General features: G+C 62.0%; 14 protein-coding genes. 9 read left to right on the top strand and 5 right to left on the bottom strand.

Annotated features, from left to right (window positions below; genetic code table 11):
- Positions 1-41 precede the first annotated feature (41 nt).
- Together GF111_RS08120 and aroL are read left to right on the top strand one after the other, a co-directional pair.
- Entirely contained in the window at positions 42-560 is a 519-nt protein-coding gene (locus tag GF111_RS08120; RefSeq protein ID WP_055317010.1) for a GNAT family N-acetyltransferase, read from the top strand.
- 109 nt (positions 561-669) lie between these two features.
- Positions 670-1,194, top strand: a complete 525-nt coding sequence (gene aroL, locus GF111_RS08115) for a shikimate kinase AroL (RefSeq protein ID WP_047728758.1) — start codon at positions 670-672, stop codon at positions 1,192-1,194.
- Positions 1,195-1,230: 36 nt separating this feature from the next.
- Here aroL and GF111_RS08110 read toward each other — a convergent pair whose 3' ends face one another.
- On the bottom strand, positions 1,231-1,974 hold the full coding sequence (locus GF111_RS08110; RefSeq protein ID WP_055312063.1) for an AraC family transcriptional regulator: 744 nt from the start codon (positions 1,972-1,974) through the stop codon (positions 1,231-1,233).
- A gap of 96 nt (positions 1,975-2,070) precedes the next feature.
- On the opposite strand from GF111_RS08110, the gene GF111_RS08105 reads away from it, so the two are divergent.
- The 3 genes from GF111_RS08105 to ppnP all read left to right on the top strand — a co-directional run bounded on the left by GF111_RS08105 (position 2,071) and on the right by ppnP (position 3,286).
- Positions 2,071-2,475, top strand: coding sequence for a nuclear transport factor 2 family protein (locus GF111_RS08105; protein ID WP_047728756.1), 405 nt, complete (start codon positions 2,071-2,073; stop codon positions 2,473-2,475).
- Between the two features lie 47 nt (positions 2,476-2,522).
- Positions 2,523-2,723: a YaiA family protein gene (locus tag GF111_RS08100; protein WP_004940491.1), complete on the top strand. Its 201-nt coding sequence runs from the start codon at positions 2,523-2,525 to the stop codon at positions 2,721-2,723.
- 272 nt (positions 2,724-2,995) lie between these two features.
- Positions 2,996-3,286 (top strand): pyrimidine/purine nucleoside phosphorylase, encoded by a 291-nt coding sequence (ppnP, locus tag GF111_RS08095; protein ID WP_004940463.1) that lies wholly within the window; start codon positions 2,996-2,998, stop codon positions 3,284-3,286.
- Positions 3,287-3,351: 65 nt separating this feature from the next.
- On the opposite strand, the gene rdgC is transcribed toward ppnP, so the two are convergent.
- The gene (gene rdgC / locus GF111_RS08090) at positions 3,352-4,263 is read right to left on the bottom strand and encodes a recombination-associated protein RdgC (protein WP_004940461.1); all 912 of its coding nucleotides are present in this window, start codon (positions 4,261-4,263) and stop codon (positions 3,352-3,354) included.
- A gap of 216 nt (positions 4,264-4,479) precedes the next feature.
- Between rdgC and mak the strand changes: the two genes are divergently transcribed.
- The 3 genes from mak to GF111_RS08075 all read left to right on the top strand — a co-directional run bounded on the left by mak (position 4,480) and on the right by GF111_RS08075 (position 6,113).
- Entirely contained in the window at positions 4,480-5,394 is a 915-nt protein-coding gene (gene mak, locus GF111_RS08085) for a fructokinase (protein WP_038873216.1), read from the top strand.
- 102 nt (positions 5,395-5,496) lie between these two features.
- The gene (locus tag GF111_RS08080; protein ID WP_038873218.1) at positions 5,497-5,730 is read left to right on the top strand and encodes a type II toxin-antitoxin system Phd/YefM family antitoxin; all 234 of its coding nucleotides are present in this window, start codon (positions 5,497-5,499) and stop codon (positions 5,728-5,730) included.
- Positions 5,727-6,113 carry a type II toxin-antitoxin system VapC family toxin gene (locus GF111_RS08075; protein WP_038873221.1) on the top strand — a complete coding sequence of 129 codons (387 nt, stop codon included), beginning with the start codon at positions 5,727-5,729 and terminating at the stop codon, positions 6,111-6,113. The genes GF111_RS08080 and GF111_RS08075 overlap by 4 nt, the downstream gene beginning before the upstream one ends.
- On the opposite strand, the gene licT is transcribed toward GF111_RS08075, so the two are convergent.
- The 3 genes from licT to sbcD form a co-directional block, all read right to left on the bottom strand.
- Entirely contained in the window at positions 6,110-6,958 is an 849-nt protein-coding gene (gene licT / locus GF111_RS08070) for a BglG family transcription antiterminator LicT (protein WP_038873223.1), read from the bottom strand. The two genes, GF111_RS08075 and licT, sit on opposite strands and share 4 nt — an antisense overlap.
- 231 nt (positions 6,959-7,189) lie before the next feature.
- Positions 7,190-10,441, bottom strand: a complete 3,252-nt coding sequence (gene sbcC, locus GF111_RS08065; protein WP_048232823.1) for an exonuclease subunit SbcC — start codon at positions 10,439-10,441, stop codon at positions 7,190-7,192.
- Positions 10,438-11,670, bottom strand: a complete 1,233-nt coding sequence (gene sbcD / locus GF111_RS08060) for an exonuclease subunit SbcD (RefSeq protein WP_038873231.1) — start codon at positions 11,668-11,670, stop codon at positions 10,438-10,440. The genes sbcC and sbcD overlap by 4 nt, the downstream gene beginning before the upstream one ends.
- 215 nt (positions 11,671-11,885) lie before the next feature.
- On the opposite strand from sbcD, the gene phoB reads away from it, so the two are divergent.
- Positions 11,886-12,575, top strand: coding sequence for a phosphate response regulator transcription factor PhoB (phoB, locus tag GF111_RS08055; protein WP_004940438.1), 690 nt, complete (start codon positions 11,886-11,888; stop codon positions 12,573-12,575).
- Positions 12,576-12,586: the final 11 nt, after the last annotated feature.

Here is a 12,586-nt window from a genome sequence, read left to right as displayed (position 1 = left end):
GAAATTTGCTTAAATAACCGCCCCAACGTTAAGGAGAACCCATGAGCCTGCAGATTCGTTTGGCGCAGCAGCGGGATATCGTGCATCTGATGGCGGTTGAACGTTCGGCGGCGCAGCTGTTTCGCCAGCAGCCGGAGTGGCGCTTTATCGCCGAAGGCGAGGTGATGGCCCCGCAGCAGCATGCCGCGTTTATTGCCGAACGCCGTGAATGGCTGGCGGAAAGCGACAACGGCGAGTGCGCCGGTTTTATCGCCGTGCAGGTTCAGGGGGGCGATTGGCACATCGCCGAATTGTCGGTCGCCGGCACCTGGCAGCGGCAGGGCGTCGGCCGTCGCCTGATCGGCGCGGTGGCGGAAGAGGCCAAACGGCAGGGGGCCGGCCGCCTGACGCTCACTACCTTCATCGAGGTGCCGTGGAATGCGCCTTACTACCGGCGGCTGGGATTTCGGCCGCTCGAGGACGCGCGGCTCACGGCCGCCCTGCGGCGGCACCTGGATGAGGATTTGGCGCATGGCTTTGCCGCCGGCAGTCGCTGTGCCATGGAATTTACACTATCGTAAATATTGAAATACAGAGCGGGCAGGGTATGATGCTGCCACCACGCCATCGCACCCGCTCGATATTTTGGTATGCAATGCACTCAAGTCACCGCATAAGGGACAACCCGTAATGACACAAACCCTGTTCATGATAGGCGCTCGCGGAGCCGGCAAGACCACGGTAGGCAGCGCATTGGCGTTGGCGTTGGGCTATCAGTTCGTCGATACCGATCTGTTTATGCAGCAGGCGGCGCAGATGAGCGTGGCGGAAATGGTCGAGCGCGAGGGCTGGCTGGGGTTCCGCCGCCGCGAGACCATCGCGTTGCAAACCGTGACCAGGCCGTCAACTATAGTTGCCACCGGCGGCGGGGCGATCCTGGCGGAGGAGAACCGTCAGTTTATGCGTCAGCATGGCACCGTTATCTACCTGCGCGCGCCGGCCAGCGTGTTGGCGCAGCGGTTGGCAGAGTACCCGGAAGATGCGCAGCGCCCGACGCTCACCGGCAGGCCGATCGCCGAGGAGATGCTCGAGGTGCTGGCAGCGCGCGAAGCGCTGTATCAGGACGCTGCGCATTACGTGATAGACGGCGCCGCCGATCCGCAGCGGGTGGTGGAACAAATCCTCGCGGTGCTGCCGCGTGAGACGGTGAAGTAACCCTTTCTTCTCTTCGGGCGCTGGGCGCCCGTTTTCTTATTCCGTTTGCCGAGCCGGCGCAAAGTACGCCCCGGGCGTGACGCCGAAGCGGCGGCGAAAGGCGGCGATATAGGCGCTGACGTTGTCATAGCCACAGGCGTCGGCCACCTCGCTGACCGCTTCGCCGCGTGATAATCCCTCCAGTGAACGCAATACCCGCGCCTGCTGGCGCCACAGCGCGAAGCTGATGCCGGTTTCCTGCAGAAAACGGCGGCTCAGGGTGCGCGGGCTGAGCCCGGCCCAGGCGGCCCAGTCGCACTGGCTGCGCAGGCTGGCGGGATCGTTCAGCAGCGCCCGGGCGATGTTCAGCAACCGGGTGTCCTGCGGCAGCGGCAATTGCAAAGGGGCGCGGCTTGCCGCGTGCATTTCGTCCAGCAGCACCTGCAGCAGCCGCCGTTGCGGCGCACTCAGCGGGCCGGCGGGGAACTGCGCGATGCGCTCCACCAGGGCCTGCAACAGCGCAGAGGCCGTGAACAGCTGCGGCTGCGGCGGCATCTCCGGCACGCTTTTCACCGGCAGATACAGACTCCAGCCCGCCACGTCGCCGCAGGCCAGCGCCTGATGGGCGCATCCCGGCGGCAGCCAGCCCAGCGTACCGCCGGCGATCGCCCATTGACGGCCCGGGAGTTCCATTGCCAGCATGCCGCGCGTCAAGAGATAGATCTGGCCGCTTTCGTGCCGGTGCCAGGGCGTCAGGTGCTTTTTTTCATGCTGAAGGCGTTGGCTGCGGATCTGCGTCATGTTGGCCGTTTAACGTTATTGAAAGTCTTGATGTGGTTATTATGCCATCGTCGGACCGGGATAGGATCGTCGTTCACCCTATTTCGGAGAAACGTGATGACTCAACTTACCCCACTGGATCTGGTACTCGATACGCTGCAGCTGGTCGTCGCCAGCCCGGAGCACCGGCCGACGCAGCTCGCCGCCCGTTTCAGCGCAGACTACCGCCAGCAGGTGGATGGCAAGGTGCTGAACTTCGAGCAGTTTGAGCAACACATGGCGCTGTTGAAGCGGCAAACCCGCCGCATGACGCTGAGCGTGATCGCGGCGGCGGCGCAGGGCGAGGCGGTGCTGACCCACCATCTGGTCGAGCTGGAAAAGCGCGATGGCGCCTGCAGCCGCGTGCGGGTGCTGGCGCACTTCACCGTGCGTGAGGGCCGCATTTGCGCCTGTGACGAACTGACCGAGCTGTTGGCGGGCGCCCCCGGCGATCGCGATCTTGGCTCGCGCGTGTCGGAATGAGGGCGGCTGCTATACTTGCTACTGTGTGAAACACACGGGAGAACGGCATGCGCGAAAATGATCAACCTGCTTATCCACGGAGCGCCCGCGTCGTAGAGGTGTTTCGGGGCGACCCGAACCTGCATCTGCGCCGTTTTGAAGTGCGCACCGACGACATTGAGCCGAATACGCTGCTCAGTGAACATGAAACCGAGCAGGAAGCGCTCGACGCCAAGCATCGCTATGAGGACGAGGCGTTAGAGCTCTGACCTGCAGCCCGGCGGAAACCGGCGCCAGGCCGGTTTCCTGTTTATGGTTTGGAAACCGACGCCCTTGCCATTTTTCAGCGCGGATCTCGCCGCTTGCCCCGCCTTACGCTGCGCTCCGACTTTATTCCGCTATCCGCCCATTTGCCGGTAAGCGTCCCGGCCGCAGGTTTACCCTGCGTCGCGATCGCATTTCGCGCGAAAAACCAGTGACAGATCAACCGCAATCCCCCAATATGGATTTTCCATCAAGATGATTACGCGGGTGCCAGTCTATGCTGAAAGTGAATGAGTATTTTGCCGGAAAAGTGAAGTCTATCGGTTTTGACAGTAGCAGCATCGGTCTTACCAGCGTGGGCGTGATGGAAGAGGGGGAATACACCTTCTCCACCGCGCAACCGGAAGAAATGACGGTGATCACCGGGGCGTTGAAAGTGCTGCTGCCGGGCGCGCCGGACTGGCAGGTGTTTACGCCGGGCGAGAAGTTCTTCGTGCCGGGGCACAGCGAATTCAACCTGCAGGTGGCCGACGCGACCGCCTATCTGTGCCGTTACCTGAGCAAATAAATTTTGTTCGTGAGGGGAGCGCAGGGCTCAGCAGATGCTGGGCCCTGGTCGTTTCTGCGGCGGGATTAACGCTGGGCTTCGCCGCCGAGCGCTTCGATGGTGTTTTTGATCAACGCCGCCAGCTCGCTGGTCATCAGGATAAAGTCGGCGTCAAAGCGCTGAGCGAAGTCATCGCGATCGATATCGTCATTCTGCTCGCGCAGCGTGTCAGCGAACTTCAGGCGCTTGAGCGAGCCGTCGTCCGACAGCATCAGCTGAATGCGCTCCTGCCAATCCACCGCCAGTTTGGTCACCAGCTTGCCGGCTTCGATATGCACCGCGATTTCGTCGCTGATCAGATTCTGTTTCTTGCAGCGGATCACGCCGCCTTCTTCCAGAATCGCTTTCAGTTCCGCTTCATCCTGAATGGCGAAGCCGGCCGGCATCTCGCCGGAACGCACCCATTCGGTCAGCGTCAGTTCGATCGGGCTTTCCATGGTCAGCGGCACCACCGGCAGCGAGCCGAGGCTCTTGCGCAGCAGCGCCAGCGTATCTTCGGCGCGTTTGGCGCTGGCGGCATCGACCATGATCAGATCGTTGACGGTGTCTATCCACATGAAGGTCTGATTGAAGCGGCTGAACGCGCGCGGCAGCAGGCTGTGCAGCACTTCGTCCTTCAGCGCGTCTTTCTCGGTTTTCTTCAGTTTGCGGTGTTGTTCCGCCTCCAGGCGCTCAATCTTGGCCTGCAGCTCTTGCTTGATGACCGGCGACGGCAAGATTTTCTCTTCCTTGCGCGCGCAGATGACGATCTGGCCGTTGACCGCGTGCGTCAGCGCATCGCTGTGCGAGCCCATCGGGGAGACCCAGCCGGTCTTCGCCATGTCCTGGCTGCCGCACGGCGTGAAGGCGAACGCGCTGAGTTGTTTTTCCATTTCATCCGCGTTTAACGCCACTTCGCGGCTCAAACGGTAAACCATCAAATTCTTAAACCACAGCATAATGTTATCCCTGGCTGGGCGTGCGTTCGGCACGCTGATTCGTCAAAAGCAGGGCGGCATGATAACGAATTGACGCTGAAAAATCGCCCCATTCTCTCCGAATTGCGTCGCCGTACGCGGCGGAAAAGGCCTGGCCGGGGAGAGGGAAACAGGTGATTCATCCGCGCGCTTACATTAGGCTGTGGCAACGCTGCGCTGCATCGAGGAGAAAAAAACGTGCGTATTGGCATCGATTTGGGCGGGACAAAAATTGAAGTGATTGCGTTGGCGGACGACGGGCGGGAGCTGTTCCGCCATCGTATCGCCACGCCGCGCCATGACTACGGGCAAACCCTGGCGGCGATCGCCGGGCTGGTGAAACTGGCGGAAGATCATACCGGTGAACAGGGATCGGTCGGGATCGGCATTCCCGGCACGCTGTCGCCGTTTACCGGGCGGGTGAAAAACGCCAACTCGGTATGGCTCAACGGCCAACCGTTGGACAAGGATCTGTCGGCGCTGTTGGCGCGCGAGGTGCGTATCGCCAACGACGCCAACTGCCTGGCGGTGTCGGAAGCCACCGACGGCGCCGGCGCCGGCGCGCAAACCGTGTTTGCGGTCATTATCGGCACCGGCTGCGGCGCCGGCGTGGCGCTGAACGGCCAGGCGCATTCCGGCGGCAACGGCATCGCCGGCGAATGGGGCCACAATCCGCTGCCGTGGCAGGATGACGATGAGCTGCGTTACGCCCGCGAAGTGCCGTGCTACTGCGGCAAGCCGGGCTGCATCGAAACCTTTATTTCCGGCACCGGTTTCGCCACCGACTATGCGCGCCTGAGCGGCAGCGTGCTGCAAGGGCACGAGATCATGGCGCTGAGCGAGCGGGGCGATGCGCTGGCGGAGCAGGCGATCGTGCGCTACGAAATGCGGCTGGCGAAAGCGTTGGCGCACGTGATCAACATTCTGGATCCGGACGTGGTGGTGCTCGGCGGCGGCATGAGCAACGTGGATCGCCTGTACCGCACGGTGCCTGAAAGGGTGAAAGGTTGGGTATTTGGCGGCGAGTGTGAAACGCCGATCCGCAAGGCGGTTCACGGCGACTCCAGTGGCGTACGCGGTGCGGCCTGGCTGTGGCCGCAACAGCAGCGCTAAGCGTTGCAACAAAGCGCGAGCCTGCTCGCGCTTTAAACGACTCACTGTACAAAAACTGGACGGCGCTTTATGCTTTAGCTAACTTAGCTAAGGAGGACGCGTATGGCAATTCAGGCCAATATGCACGAAGCCAAATCCAATCTGAGCCAGCTGGCGGACAGAGCCGCGGAGGGAGAAACCGTGATTATTGCAAAAGCAGGGAAGCCGTACGTACAGTTGGTCGCCATCCAGGGCGAAGCGCGCCGCCCCGGTGCCGCCAAAGGCAAGTTCACCGTGCCGGCGGATTTCAACGCGGGGGATGCGGTCATTGCGGCGCTGTTTGAGGGCGATGAATGAAGCGTCTGCTGCTGGATACCCACACATTGCTGTGGTGGCTGATTGATGACGCCTGCCTGGGCGCGAACGCCAAAAGGCAGATCGCCGATCCGGGCAATGCGGTGTACGTCAGCGCGGCCAGCATTTGGGAGATCTCGATCAAACAGGCGCTGGGCAAGCTGGCGCTGCCGGAAGACATCTTTGCGATCATCGAGGCCGAAGATTTTCTGGCGCTGCCGATGGACGCCTTTCACTGCCAACAGGCCGGGCAGCTGCCACCCTATCATCAGGATCCTTTCGATCGCATGCTGATCGCACAGGCGCAGGCCGAGGGGCTCACGCTGATCTCCGCCGACGCGGTGTTTCCGCAGTACGGCGTGCGGGTGGCGGACGCCCGCCGTTAAGCCGGTTTTTCCTCGCTTTCGCTGCGCACCCGTTCGATATGAATGGTCAGGAACATCATCTCTTCCGTGGTGAGCTGATGCTGATAGTGCTTTTCGATGTGGCGGTTGATCTTGCCGGCGCAGGCGAATGACTCACGGTATTTCTCTTTCACTACCTGATACAGCGAGTCGTCGTCGCTGTCGACGTAGTTTTTCCCCAGCAGGCGCTGGGCGAAGAATTTCAAATGGGTGACGAAACGGTGGTAGCTCAGGGCTTCCTCGTTGTAATCAAAGCGGAAGTGGTATTTGACCAGGTTGAGGATCTCTTGCATCACGCGGGTGATGTGCAGCGTATTGTGCATCTCGTCGTTAAGCTGGGCGTTGACCAGGTGCAGGGCGATAAATCCGGCTTCATCTTCCGGCAACGCGGTATTCAGCCGTTGGGCGATCAGGGCCAGCGCCTCCAGGCCGACGGCGAACTCGGCCGGATAGAGCTTTTTAATCTCCCACAGCAACGCATTTTTGATATCCAACCCTTCCGCGTGGCGCTGCAGAGCGAAATGGATGTGGTCGGTCAGCGTGATGTAGACGATGTTATGCAACTTGCCCGGCAGCCGTTCGCGGGCGAGGGTAATAATCTTGTCGGCGGTGGTGACGCAGGCCAGCGGGATCTCGGAGAGCAGCTCTTTATAACGCTCGGCGATTTCGCCGCCGTTATGGGTGAACACCTTTTCGATCAGGCTTTCGTCCAGCGTGTCGCCGGGCTTCTTTTTAAAGCCGATTCCTTTTCCCATTACCACCGTCTCTTCCTGACGGTCGTCCAGCGTAATCACCACGTTATTATTGAGTATTTTAGCGATTTTCATGGTCTTTCCCGGTGTTTCAGCATCCTGAAAACGAAAAAACCTGACGCCCGGAAGCGATCCCGGGCGTCAGGTTTTGCCTGTATTTTATGTTTCTGTCCTGCGGCCTGAGCGGCGGAGGGGATACAGTAACAATCCTGTTATGCCTGCATAATAACCCGTGCTCGCCGCGGCTCAACGCTTTTCACCGCGGAGTGCCGCCGCGGTCACACTTCTGTGCCGTGCACGGCGGGATCATTCCAGCCTGAAGTGCGCCTCCAGCCGGCTGACGCCGAGCCCGTTGACCTTTTTCACTTTGATCTGCACCGGAATGCGCTCTTTCATCGCCTCGACGTGGCTGATCACGCCAATGGTTTTACCGGAAGCATTCAGGCTGTCCAGTGCGTCCAGCGCGGTATCGAGGGTTTCGGCGTCCAGCGTGCCGAAGCCTTCGTCGAGGAACAGCGAGTCGATGCTGGTTTTGTGGCTGACCAGATCGGACAACGCCAGCGCCAGCGCCAGGCTGACCAGGAAGCTCTCGCCGCCGGACAGGGTACGGGTATCGCGCAGCGCGTCGGCCTGCCAGGTGTCCACCACCTGCAGCTCCAGCGCGTCGCTGGTTTTGCGCTGCAGCAGGTAGCGCCCGTGCAGCCGGCCGAGCTGAAGGTTGGCCAGATAAACCAGATGATCGAGCGTCAGCCCCTGCGCGAAGCGGCGGAACTTGTCGCCTTCTTTCGAGCCGATCAGCTGGTTGAGGTAGCTCCAGTCGTCGTAGTCTTGCTGGCTGCGGGCGATTTGCTCGAACAGCGCCTGTTGATTGAGACGGCGGGCGGCGTCGCTTTCCAGCTGGTTGCGCAGCTCGCCCTGGCTCAGCTGCAGCGCCTTCAACTGCTGTGCCAGCTCGGCCAGCGATTGGGTGAGTGCGTCGAGATCCGCGTTGGCTTCATCCGTCCCTTCCGGGCGGTTCTGCCGATGCTGCTCCAGCGTTTGCGTCGCCTGAGCCAGCAGGGCCGCAGCCTCTACCTGCCGCTGTTGCAGCTGCTCTTTGCGCTGCTGCAATTCGCGGCGCAGGGCGTCGTCCAGCAGCGCGGCGGCGAAGGCAGTTTCATCGGCGAATTCGCTGTCGGCCAGCGCCTGCTGCCATTGCTGCTCCGCCTGTTGCAGCCGTTCCTGCATTTGGGCGTGCTGTTGTTGCAACCCGGCCTGCTGGCCGGCCAGGCGCTCGCGCAGTTCCTGCGCCTTTTGCCACTGCTCGGCGGCCTGTAAGCTGGCCTGTTCACAGGCGGTTTGTTTGGCGCGCAGCTGTTCCCGCACCTCGGCGACTCGCTGTTCGCCAAACAGTGCCAGCCGCTGCGCGCGCCGCTCGGCGAGGGTCTTCTCGCCTTCCTGCCAGCGTTGAAGCAGGTCTTGCTGCTGTTGCAGGCTGTCGGCGTGGGTTTTCTGCAGCAGCGTAAAGCGCTCTTCGAGCAACGCCAGCTGTTGCTGCGCCTGTTGCTGCTGCGTTTGCAGAGCGGCGAGCGCGTCTTTTGCCTGTTGTACCGCCTGCGCCGCCTGTTCATGCTGCTGCAGTGCGTGCTGCCCGTGCCGCTCTTCGTCGTCGCAGCCGCTCAGCCAGGCGCTGAGTTGCTCGCCCTCCGCCAGGGTAAAGTCGAATGCCAGCGGTGCGCTGAGCTGCTGCCACTGCTGCTGTTGGGCAGCCAGCTGCTGCTCATCCTGCGCGATAGCCTGCTGCTGGCGTTGCTGCTGCTCTTGCAGGCCTTCACAGCGGGTGCGCAGCTCGGTGCCCTGGGTTTGCAGTTTCTCGGCGAGGGTGCGCATCTCAACCAAGCGTTGTTCCGTCGCCGAAGGCTGCACCGCCTGATATTGCTCCACCGCCGGGTGGCTGGTGGAGCCGCACAGCGGGCAGGGTGCGCCGCTCTGCAACAGGGCGCGCTCCGCTTCCAGACTGACGATGCGTTTTTCCAGCTCGTGGATCCGCTCCACTTCCTGCAGCTGCGCCTTGTGCTGTTTGAATTGCTGACGCGCGTTCTCCAGCTGGTGTTGCAGCCCGGCGAGCTGCGTTTGCCGCTCGGCGTGCTCCGCCTGTTGCCGGGCCAGACGCTCGCGGGTCTGACGGTAAAGAGAAGCGAGCGTAAATAACTGCTGGCGCGTCGGGCGCAGATCCGCCAGGGCGCTCAGGCGCTGGCGCAGCGGGGCCAGCGGGGTTTGTGCCTCCAGCACCTGCTGCCGTTGCCGTTGAGCGGCCAGCGCTTCGATCAGCGCGTTCAACTGCTGCTGATGCTGTGCGGCCTGCGCCGTCAGCTGGCTGCGCTGGGCGGTGAGCTGCTCCAGTGCGGTCTGCTGCTGGGCGCACTGCTGCGCGGCGGCATCGCCGGCCTGTCGCCGCTCGGCCTGCGTCGACTGCAGTTGGGCGATCTGATGGTCGAGCGGGGCGACCTGGTCATCGATCAGCTGTTGCTGTTGCCGCATATGCTCGGCATGGGCTTGCTGCGCCAGACGGGCCTTTTCCACCGCCTGCTGCAGCGGCGCCAGCTGCGCCGAGTGCTGCTCCTGTTGCTGCGTCAGCTGGGCTGCCTGCTGTTGTATCGTCTGCAGCTCGGCGCGGCAGCGATCGCGTTCGCCGCGCAGCGGCCGCAATTTCTCGGCCGGTTCGCTCAGCGCCAGCCGCTGCAGCTGCGGGGCGGCCTCGGCCTGCTCGCGCAGGGCGGTTTCCAGCCGCCGTTGCCCCTCGTTTTGCTGTTGCTGGAGGCGCTGCCATTGCTGCAGCCAGCTCAGCGCCTGTTGCTGTTGCTGGGTTTGCTTGCCGAGAGCGCTTTCCTGCGCGCTCAGCGCCGTCAGCCGTTCCGTCAGGGAGTGGCGCTGTTCATCGTTCAGCAGCTCGATGCCGCTGGCGCGCTGGTGCAACGCATCCAGGTCAGTTTTGGCCTGCTTGTGGGATTCGAACACCTGTTCGGACAGCCGCCCGTAGATTTCGGTGCCGGTCAGCTCTTCCAACAGCTCGGCGCGATCGTTGGCGTCGGCGTTGAGGAACGCGGCGAACTGCCCCTGAGACAGCATCATCGATTTGGTGAAGCGGCCGAAGTCCAGCCCGGTGATGGCCGCGGTGATCTCCAGCTTATCGCGCACTTTATCCGCCAGGATCTTGCCGTCCTCGCGGCGCGCCAGTTCGACCTTCGGCGCCTGCAGATTGCCGTCCGGCGCGTTTTTGGCGCGGCGCTGGCTCCAGAAGGCGCGATAGCCGACGCCCTTGACCTCGAATTCGACCTCCGCCAGCGATTCGGCGGTGTGGCGGGTCATCAGTTCATTCTGGCTCGGCGTGACGTTGAGACGCGGCGTCTGGTGGTACAGCGCCAGGCAGATGGCGTCCAGCAGGGTGGTTTTGCCCGCGCCGGTCGGGCCGGTAATGGCGAACAGGCCGTTGCTGGCGAACGGCTCGGCGGTGAAGTCAATTTTCCACTCGCCCTGCAGCGAGTTGAGGTTTTTTAACCGCAGGCTGAGGATCTTCATGGGTGGGTCTCCTCAGGATTGTGCTGCACCGCATCGACCACCTGGCGGAACAGTTGATGCATCCGCCGTTGGCGCGCTTCGGGCATGTCGGCCTCCTGCGCCAGGCGCCGTTCGAACACCTCGTTGACGCTCAGCTCGTTCAGCGTTTCCTTGTCCTGCTGCGCGATCGCCTGGCGGCGTTGCTCTTTGCTGCGCCGCAGCAGCACCACTTCCACCGGCAGCTCATCCGCCATCAGCTGGATACGGCGCTGGATATCGCTGAGGTAGTCCTGCGTCGCCACTTCGATATCCAGCCACACCGGCAGCTCGCCGGCATAGTCGGCAAATTGCTGCAGCTGCCGTTCGATTTCGGCCAAATCGCCTTTGATCAGCTGCATGGGCTGGAACTGCGGGATCGTTAACGCTTCTACCTGCTGCAGGGTGCCGTCGGCGAAATCCACCAGGAAGACGCTTTTGGCTTTGCCCAGTTCATCGAAGCTGAGCGGAATCGGTGAACCGCTATAGCGAATATGTTCCGACTTGGCGACGTTTTGCGCGCGGTGAATGTGGCCCAGCGCGATGTAATCGGCAGGGGGGAAGGCCTGCGCCGGGAAGGCATCGAGGGTGCCGATATAGATGTCGCGCACCGAGTCGGAGGTGGTGACGCCGACGGTGGTCAGGTGGCCGGTGGCGACGATCGGCAGCGGCAGGCCCAGCCGCTCGCGGCGTTCACAGGCCGCCTGATACAGCGCTTGGTAATGTTCGGCGATGGCTTCCTGCAGCGCCTGCTGTTTCTGCGCGCCGGATTCGCCGGCGCGGCTGGTGAGCAGATCGCGCGGCCGCAGAAAAGGAATGGCGCACAGCACGGCGCCCGGCTGGCCGTCGCGCCGGTTAAGCACCACGATCTGCTGCTCAAGGGAGCCCTGCGCGCTCGCGATCACCGTGGTGTTCAGGCAAGAGAGCAGTTCCCGCGATTCGTTCAGCGTCGCTACCGAGTCGTGGTTGCCGCCCAACACCACCAGCTGGCAGCCGGTGCGCTGCAGTTCCACCACGAAGCGGTTGTACAGCTCACGGGCGTAGCTGGGCGGTGAACCGGTATCGAACAGATCCCCGGCGACGATCAGCGCATCCACCTGCTGCTGCTCGATCTGTTCGATCAGCCAGTTCAGAAAAGCCTGGTGCTCGGCGGCGCGGCTTTTGGTGAAAAAGTACTGGCCAAGATGCCAGTCAGAGGTGTGGATTAGGCGCATGACACTCCCGGATGCAAAGGTAATGGCGATGATTATAAAGGCCGCGGCTGCGGCTGTCCCGGCGCAATGGCGACGACTACGGAATGATTTTTCTTTGCGCCGGGAAATAATCGCTATGCTTACTGCCTATAACAGCCGCTTTTTTTCATAAAAGTGTCACAAAACTGACGCATAATGGCGCCCGCAAAGTCGCTAACACATTGGCAGGATTGACGATGGCAAGACGCATACTGGTGGTGGAAGACGAAGCGCCGATCCGTGAGATGGTGTGCTTTGTGTTGGAACAGAATGGTTACCAACCGTTGGAAGCCGAGGATTATGACAGCGCCGTGACGCGCCTGTCTGAGCCGTTCCCTGATTTGGTGTTGCTCGACTGGATGTTGCCCGGCGGTTCCGGCATTCAGTTTATCAAACATATGAAGCGCGAAGCGCTGACCCGCGATATTCCGGTCATGATGCTGACCGCGCGCGGCGAAGAGGAAGACCGCGTGCGCGGCCTGGAAGTGGGGGCGGATGATTATATCACCAAGCCGTTCTCGCCCAAGGAGCTGGTGGCGCGCATCAAGGCGGTCATGCGCCGCATTTCACCGATGGCGGTGGAAGAAGTGATTGAAATGCAAGGGCTGAGCCTGGATCCGTCCTCCCACCGCGTGATGGCTAACGATCAGGCGTTGGACATGGGGCCGACCGAGTTCAAGCTGCTGCACTTCTTTATGACCCACCCAGAGCGGGTTTATAGCCGTGAGCAGTTGCTTAATCACGTCTGGGGCACTAACGTTTATGTGGAAGACCGTACCGTTGACGTGCATATCCGTCGGCTCCGCAAGGCGTTAGAAACCAGTGGGCATGATAAAATGGTTCAAACCGTTCGGGGCACCGGCTACCGGTTCTCAACGCGCTACTGATCGCGCCGCGC

This window comes from Serratia sp. HRI (genome assembly GCF_010119335.3).
Taxonomy (GTDB): domain Bacteria; phylum Pseudomonadota; class Gammaproteobacteria; order Enterobacterales; family Enterobacteriaceae; genus Serratia; species Serratia nevei.
This window is presented reverse-complemented; position numbering and strand designations above follow the sequence as displayed.

Coding starts and splice junctions, on each gene's coding strand:
- GF111_RS08100 (WP_004940491.1), top strand. CDS start 2,523: ATGCGCGAAAATGATCAACCTGCTTATCCACGGAGCGCCCGCGTCGTA.
- ppnP (WP_004940463.1), top strand. CDS start 2,996: ATGCTGAAAGTGAATGAGTATTTTGCCGGAAAAGTGAAGTCTATCGGT.
- sbcD (WP_038873231.1), bottom strand. CDS start 11,670: ATGCGCCTAATCCACACCTCTGACTGGCATCTTGGCCAGTACTTTTTC.
- aroL (WP_047728758.1), top strand. CDS start 670: ATGACACAAACCCTGTTCATGATAGGCGCTCGCGGAGCCGGCAAGACC.
- licT (WP_038873223.1), bottom strand. CDS start 6,958: ATGAAAATCGCTAAAATACTCAATAATAACGTGGTGATTACGCTGGAC.
- GF111_RS08120 (WP_055317010.1), top strand. CDS start 42: ATGAGCCTGCAGATTCGTTTGGCGCAGCAGCGGGATATCGTGCATCTG.
- GF111_RS08110 (WP_055312063.1), bottom strand. CDS start 1,974: ATGACGCAGATCCGCAGCCAACGCCTTCAGCATGAAAAAAAGCACCTG.
- phoB (WP_004940438.1), top strand. CDS start 11,886: ATGGCAAGACGCATACTGGTGGTGGAAGACGAAGCGCCGATCCGTGAG.
- rdgC (WP_004940461.1), bottom strand. CDS start 4,263: ATGCTGTGGTTTAAGAATTTGATGGTTTACCGTTTGAGCCGCGAAGTG.
- GF111_RS08105 (WP_047728756.1), top strand. CDS start 2,071: ATGACTCAACTTACCCCACTGGATCTGGTACTCGATACGCTGCAGCTG.
- GF111_RS08080 (WP_038873218.1), top strand. CDS start 5,497: ATGGCAATTCAGGCCAATATGCACGAAGCCAAATCCAATCTGAGCCAG.
- GF111_RS08075 (WP_038873221.1), top strand. CDS start 5,727: ATGAAGCGTCTGCTGCTGGATACCCACACATTGCTGTGGTGGCTGATT.
- sbcC (WP_048232823.1), bottom strand. CDS start 10,441: ATGAAGATCCTCAGCCTGCGGTTAAAAAACCTCAACTCGCTGCAGGGC.